At 36.9% G+C, this 24,159-nt stretch carries 25 protein-coding genes and 1 tRNA gene; 11 read left to right on the forward strand and 15 right to left on the reverse strand.

The features are described from left to right. Nucleotides 1-166: 166 nt before the first annotated feature. The gene (argS, locus tag P176_RS0102880; RefSeq protein ID WP_026753286.1) at nucleotides 167-1,951 is read right to left on the reverse strand and encodes an arginine--tRNA ligase; all 1,785 of its coding nucleotides are present in this window, start codon (nucleotides 1,949-1,951) and stop codon (nucleotides 167-169) included. 634 nt (nucleotides 1,952-2,585) lie between these two features. Here argS and P176_RS0102885 point away from each other — a divergent pair. Then, complete coding sequence (locus P176_RS0102885; RefSeq protein ID WP_026753287.1) at nucleotides 2,586-4,658, forward strand: tetratricopeptide repeat-containing sensor histidine kinase; 2,073 nt, start codon at nucleotides 2,586-2,588, stop codon at nucleotides 4,656-4,658. A 39-nt stretch (nucleotides 4,659-4,697) separates the two neighbouring features. On the opposite strand, the gene ctlX is transcribed toward P176_RS0102885, so the two are convergent. Next, entirely contained in the window at nucleotides 4,698-5,630 is a 933-nt protein-coding gene (gene ctlX / locus P176_RS0102890; RefSeq protein WP_026753288.1) for a citrulline utilization hydrolase CtlX, read from the reverse strand. A gap of 99 nt (nucleotides 5,631-5,729) precedes the next feature. Here ctlX and P176_RS0102895 point away from each other — a divergent pair, with 99 nt between their 5' ends. Continuing rightward, the gene (locus tag P176_RS0102895; RefSeq protein ID WP_026753289.1) at nucleotides 5,730-7,466 is read left to right on the forward strand and encodes a M14 family metallopeptidase; all 1,737 of its coding nucleotides are present in this window, start codon (nucleotides 5,730-5,732) and stop codon (nucleotides 7,464-7,466) included. A gap of 180 nt (nucleotides 7,467-7,646) precedes the next feature. Continuing rightward, nucleotides 7,647-8,642: a DNA topoisomerase IB gene (locus tag P176_RS0102900; protein WP_037348663.1), complete on the forward strand. Its 996-nt coding sequence runs from the start codon at nucleotides 7,647-7,649 to the stop codon at nucleotides 8,640-8,642. 19 nt (nucleotides 8,643-8,661) lie between these two features. On the opposite strand, the gene P176_RS0102905 is transcribed toward P176_RS0102900, so the two are convergent. From P176_RS0102905 to P176_RS0102925, 5 genes are all read right to left on the reverse strand, one after another. Then, nucleotides 8,662-9,669, reverse strand: coding sequence for an LLM class flavin-dependent oxidoreductase (locus P176_RS0102905; protein WP_026753291.1), 1,008 nt, complete (start codon nucleotides 9,667-9,669; stop codon nucleotides 8,662-8,664). A gap of 53 nt (nucleotides 9,670-9,722) precedes the next feature. Continuing rightward, the gene (locus P176_RS0102910; RefSeq protein ID WP_026753292.1) at nucleotides 9,723-9,992 is read right to left on the reverse strand and encodes a helix-turn-helix transcriptional regulator; all 270 of its coding nucleotides are present in this window, start codon (nucleotides 9,990-9,992) and stop codon (nucleotides 9,723-9,725) included. 174 nt (nucleotides 9,993-10,166) lie between these two features. After that, nucleotides 10,167-10,844: a bifunctional 2-polyprenyl-6-hydroxyphenol methylase/3-demethylubiquinol 3-O-methyltransferase UbiG gene (locus P176_RS0102915; RefSeq protein ID WP_026753293.1), complete on the reverse strand. Its 678-nt coding sequence runs from the start codon at nucleotides 10,842-10,844 to the stop codon at nucleotides 10,167-10,169. A gap of 134 nt (nucleotides 10,845-10,978) precedes the next feature. Further along, nucleotides 10,979-11,428 carry a KTSC domain-containing protein gene (locus P176_RS0102920; RefSeq protein WP_026753294.1) on the reverse strand — a complete coding sequence of 150 codons (450 nt, stop codon included), beginning with the start codon at nucleotides 11,426-11,428 and terminating at the stop codon, nucleotides 10,979-10,981. A 159-nt stretch (nucleotides 11,429-11,587) separates the two neighbouring features. Then, the gene (locus tag P176_RS0102925) at nucleotides 11,588-12,271 is read right to left on the reverse strand and encodes a M15 family metallopeptidase (protein ID WP_026753295.1); all 684 of its coding nucleotides are present in this window, start codon (nucleotides 12,269-12,271) and stop codon (nucleotides 11,588-11,590) included. Between the two features lie 30 nt (nucleotides 12,272-12,301). Between P176_RS0102925 and P176_RS0102930 the strand changes: the two genes are divergently transcribed. Continuing rightward, on the forward strand, nucleotides 12,302-12,901 hold the full coding sequence (locus tag P176_RS0102930; protein ID WP_026753296.1) for an alpha-ketoglutarate-dependent dioxygenase AlkB: 600 nt from the start codon (nucleotides 12,302-12,304) through the stop codon (nucleotides 12,899-12,901). A 208-nt stretch (nucleotides 12,902-13,109) separates the two neighbouring features. Beyond that, on the forward strand, nucleotides 13,110-13,589 hold the full coding sequence (locus P176_RS0102935; RefSeq protein ID WP_026753297.1) for a hypothetical protein: 480 nt from the start codon (nucleotides 13,110-13,112) through the stop codon (nucleotides 13,587-13,589). A 75-nt stretch (nucleotides 13,590-13,664) separates the two neighbouring features. On the opposite strand, the gene P176_RS0102940 is transcribed toward P176_RS0102935, so the two are convergent. The 4 genes from P176_RS0102940 to P176_RS0102955 all read right to left on the reverse strand — a co-directional run bounded on the left by P176_RS0102940 (nucleotide 13,665) and on the right by P176_RS0102955 (nucleotide 16,623). Then, nucleotides 13,665-14,093: a peptidylprolyl isomerase gene (locus P176_RS0102940; protein WP_026753298.1), complete on the reverse strand. Its 429-nt coding sequence runs from the start codon at nucleotides 14,091-14,093 to the stop codon at nucleotides 13,665-13,667. A 178-nt stretch (nucleotides 14,094-14,271) separates the two neighbouring features. Then, complete coding sequence (murA, locus tag P176_RS0102945) at nucleotides 14,272-15,582, reverse strand: UDP-N-acetylglucosamine 1-carboxyvinyltransferase (RefSeq protein WP_026753299.1); 1,311 nt, start codon at nucleotides 15,580-15,582, stop codon at nucleotides 14,272-14,274. 9 nt (nucleotides 15,583-15,591) lie between these two features. Further along, nucleotides 15,592-16,239, reverse strand: coding sequence for a DUF4290 domain-containing protein (locus tag P176_RS0102950; protein ID WP_026753300.1), 648 nt, complete (start codon nucleotides 16,237-16,239; stop codon nucleotides 15,592-15,594). 90 nt (nucleotides 16,240-16,329) lie between these two features. After that, nucleotides 16,330-16,623, reverse strand: a complete 294-nt coding sequence (locus P176_RS0102955; protein WP_026753301.1) for a DUF493 family protein — start codon at nucleotides 16,621-16,623, stop codon at nucleotides 16,330-16,332. 78 nt (nucleotides 16,624-16,701) lie between these two features. Here P176_RS0102955 and P176_RS0102960 point away from each other — a divergent pair, with 78 nt between their 5' ends. The 5 genes from P176_RS0102960 to P176_RS0102980 all read left to right on the forward strand — a co-directional run bounded on the left by P176_RS0102960 (nucleotide 16,702) and on the right by P176_RS0102980 (nucleotide 21,289). After that, entirely contained in the window at nucleotides 16,702-17,241 is a 540-nt protein-coding gene (locus P176_RS0102960; protein WP_026753302.1) for an AAA family ATPase, read from the forward strand. Next, on the forward strand, nucleotides 17,241-19,142 hold the full coding sequence (locus P176_RS0102965; RefSeq protein ID WP_026753303.1) for an ATP-dependent DNA helicase RecQ: 1,902 nt from the start codon (nucleotides 17,241-17,243) through the stop codon (nucleotides 19,140-19,142). The genes P176_RS0102960 and P176_RS0102965 overlap by 1 nt, the downstream gene beginning before the upstream one ends. Next, entirely contained in the window at nucleotides 19,139-20,092 is a 954-nt protein-coding gene (fmt, locus tag P176_RS0102970) for a methionyl-tRNA formyltransferase (RefSeq protein WP_037348665.1), read from the forward strand. Before P176_RS0102965 ends, fmt begins: the two co-directional genes overlap by 4 nt. A 192-nt stretch (nucleotides 20,093-20,284) precedes the next feature. Beyond that, complete coding sequence (locus P176_RS0102975) at nucleotides 20,285-20,557, forward strand: HU family DNA-binding protein (protein ID WP_026753305.1); 273 nt, start codon at nucleotides 20,285-20,287, stop codon at nucleotides 20,555-20,557. Nucleotides 20,558-20,728: 171 nt separating this feature from the next. Further along, nucleotides 20,729-21,289, forward strand: coding sequence for a YqgE/AlgH family protein (locus tag P176_RS0102980; RefSeq protein WP_026753306.1), 561 nt, complete (start codon nucleotides 20,729-20,731; stop codon nucleotides 21,287-21,289). Nucleotides 21,290-21,292: 3 nt separating this feature from the next. Here the strand turns inward: P176_RS0102980 and P176_RS0102985 are convergent, their stop codons facing one another. Beyond that, nucleotides 21,293-22,138 (reverse strand): aminotransferase class IV, encoded by an 846-nt coding sequence (locus P176_RS0102985; protein WP_026753307.1) that lies wholly within the window; start codon nucleotides 22,136-22,138, stop codon nucleotides 21,293-21,295. A 54-nt stretch (nucleotides 22,139-22,192) separates the two neighbouring features. Beyond that, nucleotides 22,193-22,585, reverse strand: coding sequence for an START-like domain-containing protein (locus tag P176_RS0102990; protein ID WP_026753308.1), 393 nt, complete (start codon nucleotides 22,583-22,585; stop codon nucleotides 22,193-22,195). A gap of 131 nt (nucleotides 22,586-22,716) precedes the next feature. Here P176_RS0102990 and P176_RS0102995 point away from each other — a divergent pair. Then, a tRNA-Met gene (locus P176_RS0102995) sits at nucleotides 22,717-22,790 on the forward strand. Between the two features lie 124 nt (nucleotides 22,791-22,914). Here the strand turns inward: P176_RS0102995 and P176_RS18885 are convergent. Together P176_RS18885 and P176_RS0103005 are read right to left on the reverse strand one after the other, a co-directional pair. Beyond that, nucleotides 22,915-23,514, reverse strand: a complete 600-nt coding sequence (locus P176_RS18885; RefSeq protein ID WP_037348668.1) for an HD domain-containing protein — start codon at nucleotides 23,512-23,514, stop codon at nucleotides 22,915-22,917. A gap of 5 nt (nucleotides 23,515-23,519) precedes the next feature. Beyond that, complete coding sequence (locus P176_RS0103005; RefSeq protein WP_051605383.1) at nucleotides 23,520-24,068, reverse strand: phosphatase PAP2 family protein; 549 nt, start codon at nucleotides 24,066-24,068, stop codon at nucleotides 23,520-23,522. Between the last annotated feature and the right edge of the window lie 91 nt (nucleotides 24,069-24,159).

Raw genomic sequence — 24,159 nt, forward strand, 5'->3', positions numbered from 1 at the left:
AACGTCTCTTGGGGCGAAGACACTAATACCTACGAGAAAGTAGAAGGAGCGGTTTTATATTTTTTGACTTTAACAAGTCTTTAACAATTAAAAATCAAAGACTTGTTATCCTGTTTCTGAAGACATTATGTTGGTATTTTACAATTCACACTATGATTAGAGCTATTTACATGCGCTCAGGAACTTCGATCCCCAATAGATTAAATGCAGCTTTGATAGTTCTTGCTACGACGTGCGAAAGTTGTACTCTAAACTGTTTTTCTAATTGACCCTCGGCCCCCAATATGGAAACATTTTGATAAAAGGAGTTAAACCCTTTTACCAAATCATAGGTGTAATTTGCTATTAATGCCGGACTGTGGTTAGCCGCTGCATTTTGAATGACCTCTGGAAATAACTCTAAATGTTTAAGCAGTTCCTTTTCTTTGTCATGCAAAGACAATTCAGTTTCGTCCAACATCGCATGAGTATCGAGATTGGCTTTACGTAAAATGGATTGAATTCTGGCATAGGTGTATTGTATAAACGGACCAGTATTACCTTGAAAATCGATAGAATCTTCTGGATTGAACAAGATGCGCTTAGCAGGATCCACTTTGAGAATGTAATATTTTAGAGCCCCTAAACCAATGGTTTTGTAAAGCTCTTTTTTCTCTTCGGGCGAATAGCCATCTAGTTTTCCTAGTTCTTCGGAAATGGTCTCTGCGGTTTGAGCCATATCATCAATAAGATCATCGGCATCTACCACGGTTCCTTCTCGACTTTTCATTTTTCCTGAAGGCAAGTCCACCATACCATAACTTAAATGATATAAGTTTTCAGCCCAATCAAAACCTAATTTTTTAATGATCAAAAATAAGACCTGAAAATGATACTCTTGCTCATTACCTACAGTATACACCATCCCACCAACGTCGGGAAAATCCTTAACCCGTTGTATGGCTGTACCAATATCTTGCGTCATGTAAACGGCGGTACCATCACTTCTTAGAACAATTTTTTCGTCTAATCCATCTTCGGTTAAATCACACCATACAGAACCGTCCTCTTTTTTAAAGAAAACCCCTTTCTTAAGACCCTCTGCCACAAACTCTTTACCTAACAAATAGGTTTGGCTTTCATAATAGAGTTGATCAAAGTCTACTCCCAAATTTTTGTAAGTAATATCAAACCCTTTATAAACCCAGGTATTCATCTTTTCCCAAAGTGCCACAGTCTCTAAATCTCCAGACTCCCACTTTTGGAGCATTTGCTGTGCTTCTAAAAGTAAAGGCGCTTCTTTTTTGGCTTCCTCTTCGGTTTTACCTTCGGAAATGAGCTGTTGAATTTCCTTCTTATATTCTTGATCAAACTTGACGTAATAATTCCCTACAAGCTTATCTCCCTTTAAACCTGATGATTCTGGAGTTTCTTCATTTCCGAAGCGTTTCCACGCCAACATACTTTTACAGATATGAATCCCACGGTCATTGATAATCTGGGTTTTATAGACCTTCTTACCTGAAGCCTTTAAAATTTCGGCAACACTATATCCCAAAAGATTATTACGAATGTGCCCTAAGTGCAATGGTTTGTTCGTATTTGGAGAACTATACTCTACCATAATGGCTTTATCATTTGGCTGCACCTTAGCGCTTCCAAATTGATCATCACTTTTAATGGTCTTAAAAAAATGGAGATAATAGGCATCACTGATTTCTATATTTAAAAATCCTTTGACCACATTATAGCCCTTAACTTCCTTGACATTTTTTAACAGATAAGTGCCAATAGATTCTCCAATTTGAACAGGGTTGCCTTTTATAACACGTAGCATAGGAAATACCACAACCGTAATATCTCCGGCAAACTCTTTTCGGGTTGCCTGAAATTCTACCGTTTCTAAGTCAGCACTAAAACTGTCTTTTACTGCAGCCTTTACCTGTTGTTCTAATGTATTTTGGAGATTCATGAATGTCTTATTTTTGAGATGCCAAAGATAGGTTTTTTATTATTTTTTCATGGTTTAGTCCTCTTGAAAATAATAGTCTTCAACCGCAGTTATGCTCAATTGCAGCTAAAAAATGCAGTTCATTAAATTGTTGGGCTTATCACAAACACCAAAACCTCGAAATCAATATTAACCTTAAAATAAAAAAATGCTCACACTTACTATTTATATATCCATAAAAGTCTAGTTATTGTACTATAGATTTAAGTTACTAAATCCCGATATATCCTTGTGTTTTTATAAATTTTACTGGCTCTAAAATCTAGCAATTTTAGAACAAATTTTAGGCAAATGTGCATTTCATCGATGAAAGCGCCGTTTCTCCGTTTTTTTTGCCTTTTATCTATTCGTCGATGTTTTCAATAATCGCGGATGGCTTTTTAACTAATTTTTCGGTATTAAAACCCAAAAATTAGGGTATTAGGATTGATTTACTCATTTTTGGATTGCTATTAATCTAAGTCCCAAACTTGATGATATATAATAACCAATCTTTTACGAGATTGTCATTATTATTTTCGAGTCACTTTTACCCATCCCTCTTAAGGTATTTTTGCCGAAATAATTTTGCAATTTTAAATCTGCATACTCACGTATGAAGCAGTTATTCACATTGGCTGCTTTGTGTACTGTATTCTTTTGTTTTTCGCAAACAAATAGAATAGACAGCCTTACCGTGACTTTAGCTTACCAGAAGCAAGACTCTGCGAAAGTAGATACCTCTGTGCTATTGGTGAAGGCATTGTACTATGCTGAAAGCTATAAAACAGCATTGCTCTACATCGATCAAACCGAAAGCCTTGCCAAACAACTCAATTACAAAAAGGGAATTGCCGACGTCCATTACTACAAGGCACTCATCTATGCCACTAAAAATGATTATTACAATGCGCTAGATGGTTTTAGTAAATCTAAAAATTATTACATAGAATTAGGAGATACTCTAGGGGTTGCCAAAGTAAACAATAGCGTTGGTCTAATAGAAATTAAGCGTGGCAACTATACTAAAGGCTTAGAACACTCCTTATCTGCTATAGCTGTATTTGAAGACAACAATTTAAGGCAAGAACTTTCAACGGCTTATAATAGTCTTGCTGAAGCATATTTCAACACCAATCAATTTGATAAATCTTTAGAATACAATCTTAAGGCGCTTAACGTACGGGAAGGTTTACGAGATAATGCTGCTATTATATCTTCATATAAAAATATTGCACAACTGTATTCTCAACGTAGAGAGCACCGTAAGGCAATTGAATATTATGAAAAACTCATGCAGCTTATGTCTAGTTCAAAAGCAGATACCTTAAAAAGTGATGTGCTTCCAAGAATTGGATATGAATACCTTCAATATAAAAATTACGAAAAAGCCGCAGACTATTTGGTTGAAGCCCTAAAATATAATAGAAGAGCAAATAATGATGAGGGGCTAATACGAGCTTTAAATGCTATTGGAGAACTTAATTTGGTACAAGGTAATGTGCAGTTAGCGCGAACTCAAGTTAACGAAGCTTACAATATTGCTATTAAAATAGATGATAAAAATCAATTGCTTACCAATTACAGGCTGCAAAAGGAAATTGATTCTACAAAAGGCAGCTACCAGAATGCTTTCTTTTGGCAAGGGAAATATTTTGACCTTAAAACAGAATTAGAGCATGAGACCATTGCGAAGCTTCCTGAGAATACAGAGCAAATAAAATCTGAGCCACAAGTGGTGATCAACACTAACCCACCTGCCACTCCAGATGACGTCATCGTCAAAAGAAATCAAGATAAAACCAATCAGGACAATCTTGTTTCTTATGTTCTTGCCGCTCTTTTGATTATCGCCGTTGCTGCAATTGTATTTCTTTTGTTCAAAAATGATAAAAAGAGAACACCTCTTACTGCAGAAGTAACAGATCAAAACACCACCATTGAGCGTGATCAATTGCGTTTAAAAAATAAGGCTTATGCCGAACGTATCGAAAATCTTGAAGAAGTCAATAAAGTCAAGGACCGTCTTTTTTCTATCGTCTCTCATGATCTTAAAGATTCGATTTCTTCTATAAAAGCGTTTATCGATTTGATTAAGGAGGGTAATATTTCTCCAGAAGAATTTCAAAATCTCATTCCAGAATTAAGTGAGAATGCTGATAACGCGATGGAACTTCTTTTCAATCTATTGAACTGGTCTAAATCTCAAATGCAAAACATTGAGCCTAAGCCCGAAATATTTAATATTCAAGAAGTGTTTCACAATAAAATGAGCTTAGTGGAACAGAAAGTGGAACAGAAAGGCATTCGGTTGGTGGATGAAAGCCACCGTGATTTTATCTATGCCGATAAAAACATGACCGAAATTGTGATTCAAAACCTCATTACCAACGCTGTTAAATTTACAAAACGCGGCGACGTGATCACGGTGTCAAACAACGATCATAACGGTAAATCCTTAATTTGTGTTGAAGATACTGGTGTGGGAATTTCAAAAGAGAACATCAATAAACTGTTTCAAAAAGAAAATTTCACCACGAACGGTACCAACAATGAAAAAGGAACCGGATTAGGTTTAACCATCTGTAAAGAATTGGTTGAACTGAACAAAGGGAGAATCTGGGTTGAAAGTAAAATAGGCATTGGCACCAAATTTTACGTTGAGCTTCCTAAAATGGATCCTAAGTAAATTTACCCCTAAGCATCTCCAAAACAGTTTTTAAAAGCCTTAGTCTTTTGGCAGAAAAACCTCGGCCATCATACATCTGGCACTACCTCCGCCACAGGTCTCAATGGTTTTTAAATCGCTCGATAAAATAGGGCAATGCTTTTCAATCGCTTCTATTTGCTGCTTAGTTAAGCTGTCATGTGCTGTTTTGCTCATCACTAAATACCGCTGCGATTCACTCCCAAGAACCTGCAGCATATTACCCGCAAATTGATGCATTTGTGCTTCGGTAATAGCAATCACCGATTTACCATCTTGCTTCAAACTACTGACCACGGCTTTCTTTTCCTTTTTATCATCGATGGTATCTAAACAAATCACTGCAAAATGTTCGGCAATGCACATCATAACATTCGTATGGTAAATCGGCATCCGTTTTCCATTCACGTCTTGATTGGCCGTAAAAATGATTGGCGTGTACTCAAAATCTTCACAAAATTCGATAAACAAATCCTCATCTGCACGAGGAGATAGCGCACAATAGGCTTTTTTATTTACACGGTCTAAAATCAAACTTCCAGTGCCTTCTAAATACACTCCTTCTTCTTCGGCACTAGTGTAATCTATAATATTGTTAATGACAAAACCCTCTTCCTCCAATCTTACAAAGACTTCCTCACGGCGCTCTTTTCGTCTGTTTTCAGCAAACATAGGGTATATAGCGAGATCACCGTTATTGTGAAAACTCACCCAATTGTTAGGAAAAATAGAATCTGGAGTGTCTGAATTTTTATCATCATGCTCTACAATCACATGTACTCCTACTGCACGTAATTCTTCAACAAAAGCATCAAACTCTGCTTGTGCTTTTTGGTTGATTTCGGTATTCTTTAAAGCTAAATCTTCTTGAAAGTAATTATTTATTGCAGTTTGCTCATTCATTCTGAAGTGGACAGGACGAATCATGAGAATAGAATTAGTGACTTGAGACATAAATTATGCGAGTTTTAAGTAATGCGAAATTAATATTTTTGAAATGTTAGATGAAAGAAATCCAACTAAATTATTAAATCAAATTGCTTAAGTTTAGGCATGAAAAAACTTGGCCTTTTAATCCTGCTGCTTTGCTCTTGTTCTTCGGAAAACAAACAAGAACCATTCAATTTTGAAACCCGTTTTGAACGTTCTAACGGAAAAGAAACAGCAACCTATGATGAGATCATTTCCTTTTATGAGCATTTGGCTGATGCCTATGCCGAAGTCAATATCCAAAGTATTGGCGCTACAGATTCTGGTAAACCACTTCATTTGGTGACCTTAAATGCCGATGCCAATTTCGATTTTGAAAATTTGAGAAACAACAAACGCATCTTACTCATCAATAACGGGATTCATCCTGGTGAGCCAGATGGCATAGATGCGACGATGCTCTTATTTCGTGACTTGGTACAAGGCAAATTAGAGATGCCAAAATCTACCGTATTGGCCACAATTCCCGTTTATAATATTGGAGGCTCCCTTAACCGAAACTCGACCAGCAGAACCAACCAGAATGGACCCGAAGCTTACGGATTTAGAGGAAACGCTAGAAACTACGACCTCAACCGTGATTTTATAAAAAATGACACTAAAAATGCCAAAAGCTTTGCTAAAATCTTCCATTTGGTACAGCCAGATGTTTTTATTGACAATCATGTGAGCAACGGCGCCGATTATCAATATACGCTCACCCACTTGTTTACGCAGCACAATAAATTAGGAGGAGAACTAGGCAACTATCTCCATAATGAGATGATGCCTCAATTAGAGCAACAACTTGCCGAAAAATCATGGGATATCACACCTTACGTCAATGTATTTAATAGCGTTCCAGAAAAAGGATTTTCACAGTTTATGGATTCACCTCGCTATTCTACAGGCTACACCACACTCTGGAACACCTTAGGGATGATGGTAGAAACCCATATGCTCAAACCCTATAAGCAGCGGGTAGAAGGCACTTATGCACTCATGAAAAGTATGATTGCAATTGTTGAGCTTGAAGGCGCTCACATTTCAGAATTGAGACATAACGTTCAAACCCAAAATAAAGCTCAAACGAGCTATCCCATACAATGGGAAGTCGATACCACTAAAAGCGCTACGCTTCAGTTTAAAGGTTATGAGGGAGAACGCATCCCAAGTAAAATTACAGGTACCAATAGGTTAAAGTATGACCGCAATCAACCATTTACCAAAGACATTAGTTATCAAGACTATTTTAAACCCAGTTTAGAAGTAGCGGTTCCAGAAGCCTATGTAATCCCCCAAGGCTGGTGGTCAATTATAGGACTGTTGCAACTGAATCAAGTTGAAATGACGGTCTTTAAAAAGGATACGCTCCTAAACGTGAGCACCTACCATATCAAGGATTACAAAACTCGAACTGCAGCTTATGAGGGGCATTACCCGCATTACGATATCCAAGTGACAACTTCTCAAAACCAACAACAATTTTATAAAGGTGATTATTATATAAGCACCAATCAGCCAGCCTTTCGATACCTTTTGGAAACTTTAGAACCACAAGCAACAGATTCTTTTTTTAGTTGGAATTTCTTTGATACGATTTTACAACAAAAAGAAGGGTTTTCGCCCTACGTTTGGGAGGATAAGGCCGCTGATTTATTAGAAAAAAATCCGCAATTAAAGATTGATTTTAATTTGAAGAAAACTTATGATCCTGATTTTGCAAACAATTGGTACGCACAGTTAGATTGGCTGCATAAACAAAGTAGCAATTATGAGAAGGCACATTTGCGCTATCCCGTGTATCGCATTTTGAAATAGCATGAACTTACTTGGGATCCGCATAAGCGTTTAATTTGTATGTAATCTTTCAAGGTATTCGTTTTTTTCTCTTCGAAACAAGTGAGATCAAATTTTCAGAAGATGATTTCTGTGCGTATGAGTCAATAATCTTAGTGATAGTATTTTAATTTTTTTTTAAATTTAATTCAAAAAAATTGAATGATGTATTATCGTAAAAAACATGGCAAAGGCTTTCGCTATGTTGATGAATCTGACACCACCGTAAAAGATAAAGAATTAAAAGAATGGTTTAAATCTCTTGTGATTCCTCCTGCTTGGACCGATGTTGAAATTGACAGAAAAAGGGGAGCTAAAATCTTAGTTACCGGTAGAGATGATAAGGATAGAAAACAGTACATCTATAACCCAAAATACCGCAAACAACAAGATCAAGCAAAATTTGATCGTATTCTACAATTTGCAGATCAATTAGAGCACATGCGCAGAGTCACTGGCCAGCATCTTCGTAAACGAACCTTAGGAAAAGAAAAGGTTTTGGCTTGTATGGTGCGGCTTTTAGAAGCCGCATATTTTAGACCAGGAAGTGATCGTTACTCTAAAGAAAACCATAGCTACGGACTTACCACCATGCGCAGCAAACATTTACAAATAGATGGTGATGAGCTGGTATTTCATTACATCGGTAAATCTGGCAAAGAGCAAGAACGACATATTGTTGATCAAAAGCTAGCTAAAATTGTAAAAGAAATTGACGATTTACCAGGGTATGAAATTTTCAAATTTATAGATGAAGATGGCCAGAAGCAAGATGTCAAAAGCGATCATCTTAATGACTACATTAGAGACATCATGGGCGAAGAATTTTCTGCTAAAGACTTCAGAACTTGGGCAGGCACTGTAATTGCAGCGATTACTTTGGATGAAATTGGAGCACCTGACGAACAAGACCAAAAGCTACTCGATAAAAACATTCGTGATGCCGTGGTAAAAGTAAGCGAGCACCTAGGCAATACGCCGTCCGTAGCTCGCAGTTCTTATATTGATCCTCGCGTTATTGATGAGTACACTAATGGCAAAACCATTAATTATTTTCAGAAAGAAGTGGATCGACTTTTAAAAAAGAATGCCAATCTATCCCGTCAAGAGTTAGGGGTTTTGTGCATGCTAAGAAAAAAACTCAAGAGCATGTCCTAAGTTCAATGTTAGGTTAGGATCAGTCCTGATTTAGTTCGCGCATAATTTCGGCGAAGAGACGATAAGATTTAATACGATCTTCACCGTCATAAATATTGGTCACCGCGATGAGCTCATCTACTTGAGTCTTTTCAAGAAACGCTTCGATTTCTTGCTTCACGGTTTGTTTGCTGCCTATAAAAGAATATTTCAGCATTTGAAGTACAGAAGGATGTTGGCGCAGTTCGCTCAAGTCCTCTGTCATTTCAGTTGGGGCCTGCATAAATCCTCTTTTACCGGTCAACAAACCAATAATCATTCTGTAGAGTGAGGTTGAAATACGTTCAGCCTCCTCATCGGTATCTGCTATAATAATATTGACACCGGCCATGGTATATGGCTGATCTAAAACCTCAGAAGCTTTAAACTCATTACGATAAATTGCTAGGGCTTCCATCAATTGTGCTGTTGCAAAATGACTTGCAAAGGCATAAGGCAATCCTTTTTTAGCAGCTAAATGAGCGCTGTCTGTACTTGACCCTAAAATATAAAGCGGTACAGAAACACCTTCAGCCACTGTTGCTCGCACCTTTTCTGTAGCATTATCACTTGAGAAATAATTTTGGATCTTTTGAACCTCGTCTGGAAATGACATTGCTGCCTGATAAAAATCAGAACGAATGGCATTTGCTGTTTCCCGGTCTGTACCTGGTGCACGACCTAGTCCCAAGTCTATTCTATCTGGATATAAGATTCCTAAAGTTCCAAACTGCTCTGCAACTATTAAAGGAGAATGATTGGGTAGCATGATACCTCCTGAGCCTACTTTAATCCGTTTCGTTCCCTCGGCAATTTTGCCAATTAAAATGGATGTGGCACTGCTGGCAATAGCATCAGAGTTATGATGCTCTGCTAGCCAATAACGCTTATACCCTTCACTATCTGCTGCTTGTGCAAGCGCCAAAGAATGGTCAAAAGTTTCGGGTAAAGACTGTCCTTGTGATACGATTGCAAGGTCTAATATAGAATATGCTGTTTGTGTATTCAATATGAATTATGTATTTATATATTTAAAATTTTCAATGTATTATAAAATAAACATTAGAGATTTCTCAGCGCGAGCGTATAATGATCCCACACCTCATGATTGAGTGAGTAGTGATAATTACGGCCAATTTTATGCTGATGTATGAGTTGAGCCTCCACTAATTTTTTTATGTGGTGACTAATGGAAGGTTGGGCTAAAGACAATAAACTACAAGCATGCGTACACTCCATTTTTCCTTGATTGTTTTGCATGTATTGTAAAATCTTTAAGCGATTTACATCACTTAAAGCCTTTGATATTTTCTCAACTTGTTTTAACTCCATAAGCTTATAAATACATTGATAAATGCAAATGTATCGATTATATTTAAGCTGTAATCTAATGCACTGTTAATGTATTGACAAAAGAGTGCTTGGAAGGATCATTATGATTCCGAAGGACATATTAATGAATGGTAATTAATGAGAGGATTTTCTGTGGCTCAATACCTTATTGTTTTAAAACATCTTGTAAAGCATCGTGACAATACGTCCTTTAAAGATGTCTGAACTGAGGGATAGCAACTCTGTTGCCTCTGACATTTTAAAATGAAAAGGTGCAGCCAATACATCTACACCGCTTTGCTTTTTGAGTCGCGTGCCTTGACCTGAAATTATATCCCTATTGGGTTCAAAATCACCTTTAGGAAGGTGCTCAGTAATGATGACATATTTGTAATTGGATAACTTATTGGCGATGTGTTGTATTTCGGCATTAGAAAGATGCTGTAATACTTGCCTTAGCAAGGCACAGTCTGCAGGGGGTAGATCATCAATTGCAAGATCCAAACATTGAAATTCTAGCTGAACCCCTTTAAACGCTCTTTTATTGCGAGCAATAAGATTTTCTACAATGTCTACTGCCACATAACGCTTGGTATGTGGCACTAGCTCTTTCCCCACATTAAAATCTCCACAGCCCAAATCGCAAACCGTAATGGGATTTGCAAAGGATTTTAAAAATGTGCTAACGACATCTATATAGGGCTTTATAATTTCTGGGCGGTGAGAACCTTCCCCCGAGTAAAAATCGCTATCATGGCCACCCCAAAGATGCATATCATACACTTGTTGCATGGCGGCTTTGGTTGGCCAGGGCTTTTTTGATATATTGTTTTCCTGATCGTTTTTATTCATAAACAGGACCTTTGGTTTACAAAATTATGATAAAAACCGAAGCCCGCTTACATTTCCAGCCCCAGAGCTCCGCAAAAAGGAAGCCTTAAATTGAAATCACTAGCTGTATTCAAAAAAGAAAATACACTTTGGTGTTACGCCTGCTCTAAAGTTCTTTTGGTCTTTCTATAGGTGTACTTTGGAAAAATGTTACGCTTCGCAAATCGATTTAGCTTGTCTGTATTGATCATTTTGATGTACACTTGTTTACTAACACCAAAATATTCGTAAGTAGATCCATCTTGAAATGTAATTTCCAACAACAGCCCTTTATGAACATAATCTGCAATCCCAGAATTGTTAATGGTCTCTGTGTAGGCTGGTAAATTTGCAGCTATGGTCTCTGGTGCAATACTCACTAAAAAGTGGTAGCCATCAATAATTTTACGACTCTGTAGCTCGGCCTCTTCCTTCAAAACGTCTCCATCTTGAAACTTATCAGGGTGCCACTCTTTCACCAAATCTCTGTAAGTTTTTTTCAACGTCTTTAATTCAAGACCTTTTTCAACTCCAAAGAGTTTTTTATACTCGTTTATGCGCTTCATATCAAAATTTATTTGAACGCGCAAAAGTACGTGTTAATATGACATGAATTACCATGATCTTGTAATTAGATGAAAATGTAAGTTTTAGTAGGGCTCCAGTTCATTTTTATGCAGATATAAATGCCCTATATTGTTTGAAGAAGGGGCATTAATGGTACACTACTCGACCATAAAGTCAAAATAGGTTTTTGGATAGGGTTCCCACCGCAAGGTAAAATGCCACCACTCTTTAGGATAATTTCTAAAATTATGGGCTTTCATCACGTCTTGTAAGCGTTGTCTGTTCGCTTTTTGTTCGGGTGTAAGCGCATCATGTGCCACCCAAGAGGATTTTCCGAAGAAATCATAAGGGCTCCCCATATCTAAAGGCTTATTGGTGTTGCCATCTATAATGGTTAAATCTACCGTACTACCGCGGCTATGTCCAGATTTTGAAGCGATATAACCATCTCTAAATAAATTGCGTTTATTGACATTTGGATAAAACTCCTGTTTATTAATGGTATCATTGATCTGTTTGGCCCAACGCACAAAATGATTAACCGCCGTTTGAGGGCGGTATCCATCGTACACTAAAAGGCAAAGATTGTGTTCTTGAAGATCATCTTGTACTTTTTTCAAAGCTTCCGCAGCTGGTTTACTAAGTATCAACGCATTTGCTTGGTAACCGTCTATAGTATCTCCCACAAAATTATGGGATGTATAGTAACGTAGCTCTACATCGAGATCTGGAATGAGCGACTTTACATGAACAAAACCATCTGGAAGTGGCTTTCGGTCTTGTACCGTAAATGCCAAGCTGGTTATTATAAATAAAAGTATGATAATTTTGATGCGCTTCATGATATCGCTAATTTAGATAAAAATTTAGCGATGGATTTATTTTCCGAAGAAAAAACCACTCTTAAACTGCCAAATGCAGAATTAATTTACATCCCAAATTTTTTATCCACCTTCCGTGCAACGCAGTATTTTGAAGATTTAAAAGAAATCACCAATTGGCAAGAAGACAATATTACAATATTTGGTAAAACCTATAAGCAGCCAAGATTAACGGCGCTATTTGCCGAGAACAACACACCTTACACATACTCTAATATTACCATGCATCCACAGCCTCTTACTCCAGAATTACTAAACATTAAAAAAAACATAGAACAAGAAATTGACCATCGGTTCACCTCGGTATTGCTCAATCTTTATAGAGACGGAAGTGATAGTAACGGTTGGCATGCCGATAACGAAAAGGAATTGGGTAAGAATCCAGTAATTGCATCGGTAAGTTTAGGAGCCGTTAGACCATTTCATTTTAAACATAGAACGTTAAAAGAAGAGCGCTATAAGCTCAACTTAGAACACGGAAGTTTATTGATTATGAAAGGAGAAATGCAACACCATTGGCTTCATCAAATCGCAAAAACCAAAAAAGAGATTGGGAGTAGAATTAATCTCACCTTTAGAACACTTTTGTAAATTACTGCTCATTCTAAATGTGCTAACTACTTCAATAATAGTACTTACCTATAACTCACCTCAACATCTTTTAGTTTGATAGAAAAGAAATGCAGAGTGTCAACTGTTGACAACCGCTAAATCCAAGCTAATCTTTATTCAAAAAAACAAGATCATCTTTATAATTTTCGTAAATTATATTGCAGTTTCATCTTAAATCCTCATCATCATGAAAACTTCTATAGTGTTATCCCTTATGTGTCTTTTGGCGCTTTCTTGTAAAACTGATGATAGAAACCCAACCCAAAACAACGCCAATGCAAATACAGAGCCCGAGGTTGCAAAAATTAATTTAGAAGGAGCCTGGGAGTTGGTGGGCTATTATAATTATGTGGATAACGTAGTTACCGATTCTTTTTATAGGAAAGAAGGATACCGTCAAGTAAAAATGTACACTCCAACTAAAGTGATGTGGAGCAAAAAATTTCCTTCGGATTCTTCGGAATGGTTTGGCTACGGAAACTATAAAGTAGAAGGTGATGAACTGATTGAAGTTCTAGATTACGGCTCTGAAATGATGAGCAAGATTATTGACGATAAAAAAGCGTTTAATTATGAACTCCAGGTGAAGGATGACACCTTTAGCCAAATTGAGATGGACGAGGACGGCAATAAGGTGTATGCAGAAAATTATAGACGTATTGAGTGATAAATCAAAAAAAGACCGTCTGAAATAGACGGTCTTTTTTTTGCAAACTAATTTCTATATATAAGAAATGGTCTTTTATTTGATCTCAACCAATTCTAGGTCAAAAACCAATTCTTGACCAGCTAGTGGATGATTTCCATCTACTATAATATGATCTTCTTTTACTTCTGCAATTCTAAATTGGTGCTCATTACCTTGAGCATCTTTAGATACTAAACCTAAACCAATTTCTGGTTTTACATCTTCTGGCAAATGCTCTCTTTCTACTTTATGGAACATTTCTTTATTGACTTCTCCGTAAGCTTGTTCTACAGGAACATCTACAGTTTTCTTATCATTTACTTTCATATCAATAACCGCAGTTTCAAAACCTGGAATCAACATGCCTTGACCTAAGGTGAACTCTAATGGCTCACGATCTTTAGAACTGTCAAAGACTTGCCCGTTTTTTAATTTTCCTGTGTAATGTACTTTTACGGTATCGTTTTCTTTTACCTGACTCATAATTTTAAAAATCTTTTTGTGAGTCACAAAACTAGGACTAATGAGAGGAATACCCATAGCATAAGCCACTTATCTTGTTGATTTAAGACAATCTTAACAAGCCAAAAGCTTAATCTAAAAGAATTTAAGAAATCTCTTCCCGCAACCACTTGAGGGTCTGCTTTCAGAACAAACGAAATTAATCTACACGAGTAATCTTAGCACCAATTGCTCTTAAGCGTGTGTCTATATTTTCATAGCCACGATCAATTTGCTCGATATTATGAATGGTAGATGTTCCTTTAGCCGAAAGTGCTGCAATTAACAATGATACTCCCGCTCTAATATCTGGCGACGTCATAGTTGTTGCTTTTAATGTGGACTTGAAATCGTGACCAATCACTGTAGCACGGTGCGGATCACAAAGAATGATCTTTGCTCCCATATCAATCAATTTATCCACAAAGAACAAACGGCTTTCAAACATTTTTTGATGTACAAGCGCACTTCCTCTAGCTTGGGTTAAAACCGTTAAGACAATACTCAATAAATCTGGCGTAAATCCTGGCCACGGTGCATCTGCAACCGTTAGAATGGAACCATCAATATAATTTTGCACCTCGTAACCATTGGTATGTGCTGGGATATGGATATCATCGCCTTGACGCTCTACTGTTATCCCGATTTTTTTAAAAACACTAGGAATTTGTCCTAAATCATCCCAACTTACATTGGTGATGGTCAATTCACTCTTGGTCATTGCCGCAAGACCTATCCAGCTTCCTATTTCAATCATATCCGGAAGCATACGGTGCTCTGTGCCTCCCAATTCTTTAACACCTTCTATAGAGAGTAAGTTAGACCCAACACCGCTAATTTTTGCACCCATGCGATTAAGCATTTTGCAGAGTTGCTGTAAATACGGTTCACAAGCAGCGTTATAAATTGTGGTAGTCCCTTCTGCTAAAACCGCTGCCATCACAATGTTGGCGGTTCCCGTAACCGATGCTTCATCGAGCAACATATAAGTTCCTTTGAGCTGGTCTGCCTCTACACCGTAGAAATACTCTTCTTTGTTGTATCTAAATTTGGCACCTAGTTTAATAAAACCTTCGAAATGGGTGTCTAAACGACGTCGTCCAATTTTATCGCCTCCTGGTTTTGGGATGTACCCAATACCAAATCTCGCTAATAACGGGCCAACAATCATTATGGAACCTCGCAAGCCTTTACCGTCTTCTTTAAATTCGGCTGACTTGAGATAATCTAGATTCAGTTCATCTGCCTTAAACGTGCAACATCCTTTTGAGACTTCATTGATCTTGACGCCCAATTTCTTGAGCAACGCCATCAATTTGTTGACATCTATAATGTCTGGAATGTTATCTATTTTTACTTCTTCTGGAGTGAGAAGTACTGCGCACAATATTTGAAGTGCTTCGTTTTTTGCGCCTTGAGGTTGGATTTTCCCTTTAAGTTGGTGACCTCCTTCAATAATAAATGTTGCCATGAAACGTAATTAGTAGCGTTTTCTATTTCGGTTGGTGTTGCTCTTTTTTTGATATGTCTTTTTATTGGTTGTGGCGTATTTTTTCTTGTTACGCAACAAACTGGTAGCATCGGTCAAATCTTCATCCTTCTTCTTCAAGTTGATTTCTCCGTCAGACAATTCAAATAAATGGTGAAAAATCACGTCATCTTCAACTGTATCTTTATTCCAGTTTAAAAAGCACTTTTTCATGTGATTAGCGATGGTAAAAATCAAAGCTTCCTTCAAATCGCCATCTTCCCAAGTTCTTGCCACATCGATCATGGTTTTGATATTGTTTCCGTAGAAACGATACTTAGGATAATTTTGTGGGTAAGCCAAAGGTTCTGGGCGCTCAGTCAATTCTTCTTCGGAAGGTTCTGGGTAAGGTGAGTCCACATCCAATTTAAAATCGGCCATAATGAACAATTGATCCCATAGCTTATGCTGAAAATCTGGCACATCACGTAAATGCGGCTGTAAGTTGCCCATTACAGATATGATTGCTTTTGAAACTTTATTGCGCTCTTCTTTTGTTGGCTGCTCTTTAGCGTAGTTGATCATTTTTTGAAGATGTCTCCCATATTCGGGAATGATCAAATGCTCACGCTCTGTATTGTATTCTAAATCGTCTATCAACATGTAATTTGGTAAAGTATAAGTAAATGATGCATGAAGTATTTCTGCACGCTTGCAAAATACAAAAAAATAATAAGCATGAAGGATTCCCTATAAAGAAATCACCCCCTCAACCCCATCAGCAACCTCTTTATACTTTTCAATAACTGCTTCTGGTGTTTCCATAGTAAGGTTTATAGACACGCTTGTGTAGGTTCCTTTTTTGGATTCTTTAGTGGTTATTACCGCACCCATATTATTGAAAAGATTTTCAATTTGACTGATTTTAGAAGGGTCTGATGGCACTATAAACTTATAAAGGTATTCTGATGGCCAAGTTGCCGTTTCGTATAACTGCGTTCTTAATTTGTTGTAAAAAGCTTCTGTTTTTTTGTCGTCACTCATATGCAATTTCTTGATTTGTAAAGATACATTTTACTTTGTATTAATTATCATTAATTTTACAACCAAAACCCTGCCAAATTGAACACCCAACGCATTGTTATTACCGGCGGCCCCGGTACGGGAAAATCATCTATCATCAACGCGCTTTTACAACGGGGCAAGACCTGTTACGAAGAAGTCTCTAGACAAGTAACCCTAGAAGCCAGAAAAAGTGGCGTAGAACAGTTGTTCTTAACAGATCCGCTTTTATTTAGCAATCTCTTGTTGAAAGCTAGAACAGACCAGTTTTTAGATGCAAAGACCGAAACCGTCAACCAGATATTTTATGATAGAGGCTTACCTGACGTTTTGGCTTATATGGATTTTGTAAATAGTGCATATCCCGAAAATTTCACCAGCGTTTGTGAGCAGCATGTGTATGATCACATTTTTATCCTTGCGCCATGGAAAGATATTTTTGTTAGCGATAATGAGCGTTACGAAAACTTTGAACAAGCAGAACAAATACACCAACAACTCATCAAAACCTATAAGCGATTTGGGTACGAACTCTTGGATATTCCCTTTGGAACAGTTTCAGAACGTACAGATTTCATCTTGAATCACACCAAGCTATAATGGCGCATCCCATTAACATACTCGAGCGTTATTGGCAACATACTTCTTTTAGACCATTACAAGAAGAGATCATTAATGCTGTTTTAAACAACGAAGACACCTTTGCACTGCTTCCAACTGGAGGAGGCAAATCGGTTTGTTTTCAAATTCCTGCGCTTATTAAAGATGGCATTTGCATTGTGGTATCTCCACTTATTGCCTTAATGAAAGACCAAGTAAAGACCCTAAAAGACAAAGGCATAAAGGCCATTGCCCTCACCAGTGGCATTAGCTATCAAGAATTGGACACCTTACTGGATAATTGCATCTACGGAAATTTTAAATTCCTGTACCTGTCCCCAGAGCGTTTACAACAAGATATTGTACAGCAACGCATAGAGCAGATGAACGTCAACCTTATTGCTGTTGATGAAGCCCATTGCATCAGTCAATGGGGTAATGATTTTAGGCCTGCTTATAAAAACATCACGATTTTAAGGCGTTTGCATCCTACGGTAAATGTCATAGCCCTTACCGCAACAGCAAAACCCAACGTGATTGAAGAGACCATGAGTGAGTTAGATTTTATAGCTCCTAAAGTCTTTAAAGCCTCCTTTGCAAGACCAAGCATTTCCTACAATGTGACCTATAGTGAAGACAAACTTTATGATCTTGAGCAACTTTTAAAAACTCATAAAGGCGCTTCAATCATTTATGTAAGAAGCAGACGCTTGTGTGTTGAACTAAAAGAACAATTGGAAAAACTGGGCTTTAGCGCTCAATTTTTTCATGGCGGAATTCCCAATAAAGAAAAACAAGAGCGTTTGGACCATTGGATGTCGAATCGAAAAGAAATCATGGTCGCCACAACCGCCTTTGGAATGGGGATAGACAAACCCGACGTATCATCTGTTGTTCATCTCAATTTACCAGAAAGCCTAGAAAGCTATTATCAAGAAGCAGGACGCGCAGGTCGGGATGGTAATGCCTCTATAGCGGTTATATTAAGCAATAATTCTGATGAGTTATTGCTTAAAAACCAATTTATCAATAATCTGCCTTCAATAGAGACCATTAAACTGGTCTATCGAAAACTATGTAATTATTTTCAGATTTCATATGGAGAAGGTGAGCTGAGCGCCCATCAATTTAATTTTAATTCCTTTTGTAAAACCTATGATTTCAAAGCGGTAAGCACCTATGCTGTTTTACAGTTATTAGATCGTAATAGTATCATTAAGTTATTACAGCAATTTCAATATAAAACCAAATTGCAATTTGTAGCAGGTAATCACGTATTGTTTAATTACCTAGAACGTCACGCACATGTATCGACCATAGTAAAAACAATTTTACGAACCTATGGCGGTGTTTTTGAGCATGAACTCTCTGTTAACCTCAATCTTATTGCAGACAAAGCCGCTACTTCTGAAAAGCAAGTTATCTCAGTACTCCAGCAACTAGAGCGAGATAGCTTGGTAACATTTCAGCATTCTAATACTGATTCTGAAGTCATTTTTCTTCAACCAAGAGAGGATGACAAAACCATCAATAGAATTGCAACCATTGTATTGCAACAACAAGAGCAGAAGCGAGAGCAAGTTCAAGCCGTAATGGCCTACATCAAAAATGATTCGCTATGCAAAAGTATGCAGTTACTCAGCTATTTTGGCGAAGATTACCCAAAACCCTGTGGTATTTGTTCTCTTTGTCGGGCGCAAAAATCCCCAAAAGTAATGGGCGATCAAAAAGTACTTCAGGAAAGAATACTAACCCTATTAGATTATGGTCCGCTCAATTCTAGACAGCTTACCCAAACCTTATCTTATGATAAAACAAGCGTTCTAAATACACTAAAGTCCTTATTAGAACAGCATAAAATCATGCTTACAGCAGCAAACACCTATACCCTAAAAAAATGAAAAAAGAAGATTTACGGATTATATTTATGGGCACGCCCGATTTTGCAGTGGCCACCTTAAAAACACTAGTGGAGGCTCAACACCATATTGTAGGTGTCATCACAGCTCCAGACAGACCTGCTGGCAGAGGCAGAAAGCTCAATGAATCTGCTGTGAAAGTTTATGCCAAATCTCAAAATCTAAACGTATTACAGCCTACAAATCTTAAAAATGAAGATTTTTTAGCCGACTTAAAATCGCTAAATGCCAATCTACAAATTGTGGTTGCGTTTAGAATGTTACCCGAGGCCGTTTGGTCAATGCCAAAACATGGCACTTTTAACCTTCACGCGTCCTTACTTCCAGATTATAGAGGTGCAGCGCCTATTCATTGGGCAATTATCAATGGCGAAACAACAACTGGTGTAACCACTTTTTTTATAGATGAAAAAATAGACACGGGTGCTGTGATCCTTCAAGAACAAATAGCTATAGCTCCTAACGAAACTGTTGGCAGCCTTCATGACCGACTCATGGAGTTAGGGAGCAAGCTGGTACTAAACACTGTAAAGCATATAGAAAACGGAGACGTCAATACTACCATACAGCCTAAGCATGATAATCTCAAAACAGCCTATAAATTAGATAATGACAATTGCAAAATAGATTGGAACGAGGATGTTCAAACTATATACAATAAAATACGTGGACTCAACCCCTTTCCTTCAGCGTGGTGCTATTTAGATAACGGAGATGAGCCTATTAGGGTAAAACTATACGATATAGACCTAAACATGGACACACCAAAAAAGGATGCTGGACATATCACCGTACTAAATAATGAGTTATTCGTTGCTACAAAAAATGGCAGTATTCAAATAAATGAAATGCAACTTCCAGGAAAAAGAAAAATGGATACAAAATCTCTTTTGAATGGATATGATTTTAAAACAGATGCAAAAATGCTCTAAACCCTTATAAATACTGATATTTTGAAAAATCCGACGAAATACACATCTTTATTAACAAATGTTCGAAGTTATTAACAATAAACTGCATTTCCCACGCTATTACTTGTATAGGTGGATTTTACGTATAAATTTGTAAGAGGTATTAACAAACAAGTTAACCCGACTATTTTTTAACTATTAAATACAAATTTTATGAACAAAACAGATTTAATCAATGGAATGGCTGAAAATGCTGGTATTACAAAAGCAGCAGCTAAAAAAGCGTTAGATTCTTTATTAGTAGATATCGAAGGAGCTTTACAAAAAGGTAATAGAGTTTCTTTAGTTGGTTTTGGTTCTTGGTCAGTTTCTAAAAGATCTGCAAGAGAAGGAAGAAACCCTCAAACAGGAAAAACTATCCAAATCAAAGCTAAAAACGTTGTTAAGTTTAAAGCAGGATCAGATTTAAGCAATGCTGTAAACTAGTATTCCCTTAAAATAAATAATTAAAGCTCGCTTTTAGCGAGCTTTTTTTGTGCTTAATACTAAGTAAACCGGCTCTAAAACAAAGACAAAACTCTAAAAACAGTGATTAACAGTTCAAAATATTGGTAATTAACAAAATATGTTTTAGATTTAATTTGCAAATCATAGCTTATGATTATATCTCAACCAAAAAAAGGCACGCTTCTTATTGCAGAACCATCTATTATAGGTGACATGTCTTTTAATAGAGCGGTTATTCTTTTAGCCGACTATAATACCGAAGGATCCATAGGATTTATTCTTAATAAGCCCTTGAGTTTTAAACTCAAAGATCTTATTCCTGAATCTAATTCAGATTTTAAAGTACACAACGGTGGACCTGTGGAACAGGATAATCTTTATTTTATACACCAAGTTCCAGAGTTAATTCCTGATAGCATTGAGATTTCGAACGGTGTTTTTTGGGGTGGAAATTTTGAAGCAGTGTTAAAATTATTGGAAGCAGACAAACTCAAAAAAGGCGATATTCGATTTTTCTTAGGCTATTCCGGATGGGATTCTAAACAACTTGATAACGAACTCGAATCTAACGCTTGGATTGTTTCTGAAAACATTTACAAAAGTGAATTGATAGACAAGTGCTGTGAATCATTTTGGAAAGACAAAATGGTAGAGCTCGGCGGCAATTACTCCCTTTGGTCTAACGCTCCAGAAAATCCGAGTTATAATTAATAATTAGCCCAATCTCATTTTTACAGTTAAGCGTCTTAAAATATCTTCGGAAATTTTAGTCGCAAATTCCTTCTTACGGTATTTTAAAATAGGCTGAATCCCCACCATAACGTTTGTGATAAATAATTCATCGGCCTTTTGGAGCTCAAACGGAGAGATTGAAGCTTCTTCAACCACATAATCTCCAGAATTGACAATCACTTCAATAATTTGTTTTCGCATCACACCTTTTAGACAACCATCATCTAAAGGTGGTGTTTTAATAGATTCCCCCGACACTAAAAACAGGTTTCCGTTTAAAGCTTCAACCACCATTTTGTTCGTATTGAGCAATAGACAATTTTGCAAGTGATTTTCTTGAGCAAAAATACTCCCAATCACATTGATGGCCTTGTTATTGGTTTTTAATGTAGACAAGAGGCCCGGAGCCACAAAAAAGTCTTTGTATAAATCTACAGCATAGGTGTCATTTTTAGGCAAGGTATAAAAATCAGAGGCCGCTTTTTCTGTGACGATGTTATAGGAAATATCCTTTGAGATGGGCGCATACTTGCCGCCCTCTCCTCGATCTACAGATAAACGTACTCTTGCAGATGATGTTGCTAAGCCGTTAACATTGATGGTTTTTAAAATTTCAGATTCTAGAAATTCCATAGTAAAATTCATTGGGATTTCCATGCGCATGATACGCATAGATGCCATTAATCTGAAATAATGATCTTCCCAGAATAGAATTTTACCATGAACCACTTTCATGGTTTCAAAAACAGCGTCACCATACTTATAGCCTCTATTTTCCGCGGTTAAAAAGTTAGGCGTGTCGATAAGATTTCCGTTAAAATTTACCATAAAAAAGTCCCAATATTAAATTGGGACAAATATAAAACTTATAGATTGTTTTGTCTAGGCAGAACCAAGAACTTGCTTCAGATCTGAAATTTGATTTTCCCAAAGCATCTTAGCTTCGTCAATTTCGTCCTCTTCTGCATAATCTGTAATAATGATAGAGACATCCTTTGTGATTTCATCTACTTGTATTCTAATCTCAAAATAGCAGGATAAATCATCCTCCTCATCGACCATCCATCTAAATTTGATGCGTTCTCCACTTTTTTTGCTGAGTAATTTTGCTTTTTCTTCACTGCCATCCCAAATAAAAGTAAAAAATTCTCCTCTGGAGTTTACGTTATCTGCAAACCATTCTGATAAGCCAGATGGCGTTGATATATATTGGTATAAGAGCTGGGGAGAGGCATGCACCACAAACTCCATCTCAAACTTAACCTTGTCTTCCATAAATTAATGTTATTGTGATGCTCAATATATGTATTAATTGTTGAGTTTTAAACTAAAAAATCAAAAAAATAATTTGAATGTTTTATGTTTGCTTGCAACATAATTGTTTTTATATTTGCACCCTCTAAAATGGCGAGGTAGCTCAGTTGGTTAGAGCGTTGGATTCATAACCCAGAGGTCCCGAGTTCAAATCTCGGTCTCGCTACAAGATTGAACTCATTACAAATCAACGGTTTAGTTAATACTAAGCCGTTTTTTTATGCCTTTTTTTTGAAAATTTTTAAAATGATGCCTTTTGGGAATATTGCCAGTTATGTTCCAAGAACTAGCTAATCACAGCTCTCGTCTTTTAATTTTTGCATGAGCGCAATGTTTTTCTGCTTTTCCTCCTCTAGCATTAATCGACCATATTCCGTATGGTAATGGTGATTTAATAAAAAGTCAAAGTTTAATCGGTACCAATCGTGATCGGCAAATATGCAGTTCATGTGTGTTTTCCATTCTAAGCGTAGTAACTCATTTTTAAGAATGTACTCTTTACTTGATAAGTGAAATAGATCTGCATCACAGATGATACGTTCTAATTGGGTTTTGGGTCTTTGTGGCATTTGAGTGGCTTTGATACAATTCATAACCTCAGCAATTAATTTAGGAGCATAACCCAACTCACTCAAAAAAAGATGCGCGTTATTCGCACTGATCTCTTCGTGACCGCTATAAGTAGATGAAATTCCTGTATCATGAAACAGTGCTGCTATTTCCAAGACTTCTGTTTCTTCTGCACTTAGTTTTTCATAATGAGCAATAGTTTGCACATTTTCAAACACCTCTAAGGTATGTTGCACACTATGAAATGGTAAAACACTACACCTGCTCTGTGTCAATAACTTCTGACAATGTTCTTTTACTTCATTTATTATCGCACCCATAATTATTAAAACTTATAGTTAAACCCTAGCAAATAATTACCTTGAGTAGTATTGAATGTGAGCTCCATATGCTCTTGCTGGTATTCCGTAGTAAAAAGCAAGGTACTACCAATACCTACTACGGCTCCTGCTAATAAATCCCAACCATCATGCTTTTGTGCGTCAATACGGCTAAACGCAGTAAAACCAGCAATAGCATAAGCGGGAATACTATATTTAAAACCGTAACGCTTGTGAATGAATGAAGCGCCTTGAAAAGAGGTTGACGTATGACCCGAAGGAAAAGCATTATCGCCATTATTAAAAGGTCTTGGTTTATTAACACCAACCTTTACACCATATGTTACGGCTTGATTTAGTAAAAACCCCTTAGTAAATTGCCAAGTTCCCTCACCATCTCCTTTAAATAAAGTTATGGTAAGTGCTGCTGCTGGAACTGTAATAAGGCCAATATCGCCTGCAGTTTCTATCCCAGATTTTTGAGCTTGAGTTTTTTGAACATTGAAAATTAAAAATAATACCGGAAGTGGTACCAAAAGCAAATGATTACGCATAGACCTAACGTTTAATGATTCTATTTATCTAAAGTAATTTATGCTCCTATACGTACTAATTTTAAAGTGCGTAAATATAATATCTAAATCT

It is taken from the genome of Sediminibacter sp. Hel_I_10 (genome assembly GCF_000688335.1).
Taxonomy (GTDB): Bacteria; Bacteroidota; Bacteroidia; order Flavobacteriales; family Flavobacteriaceae; genus Psychroserpens.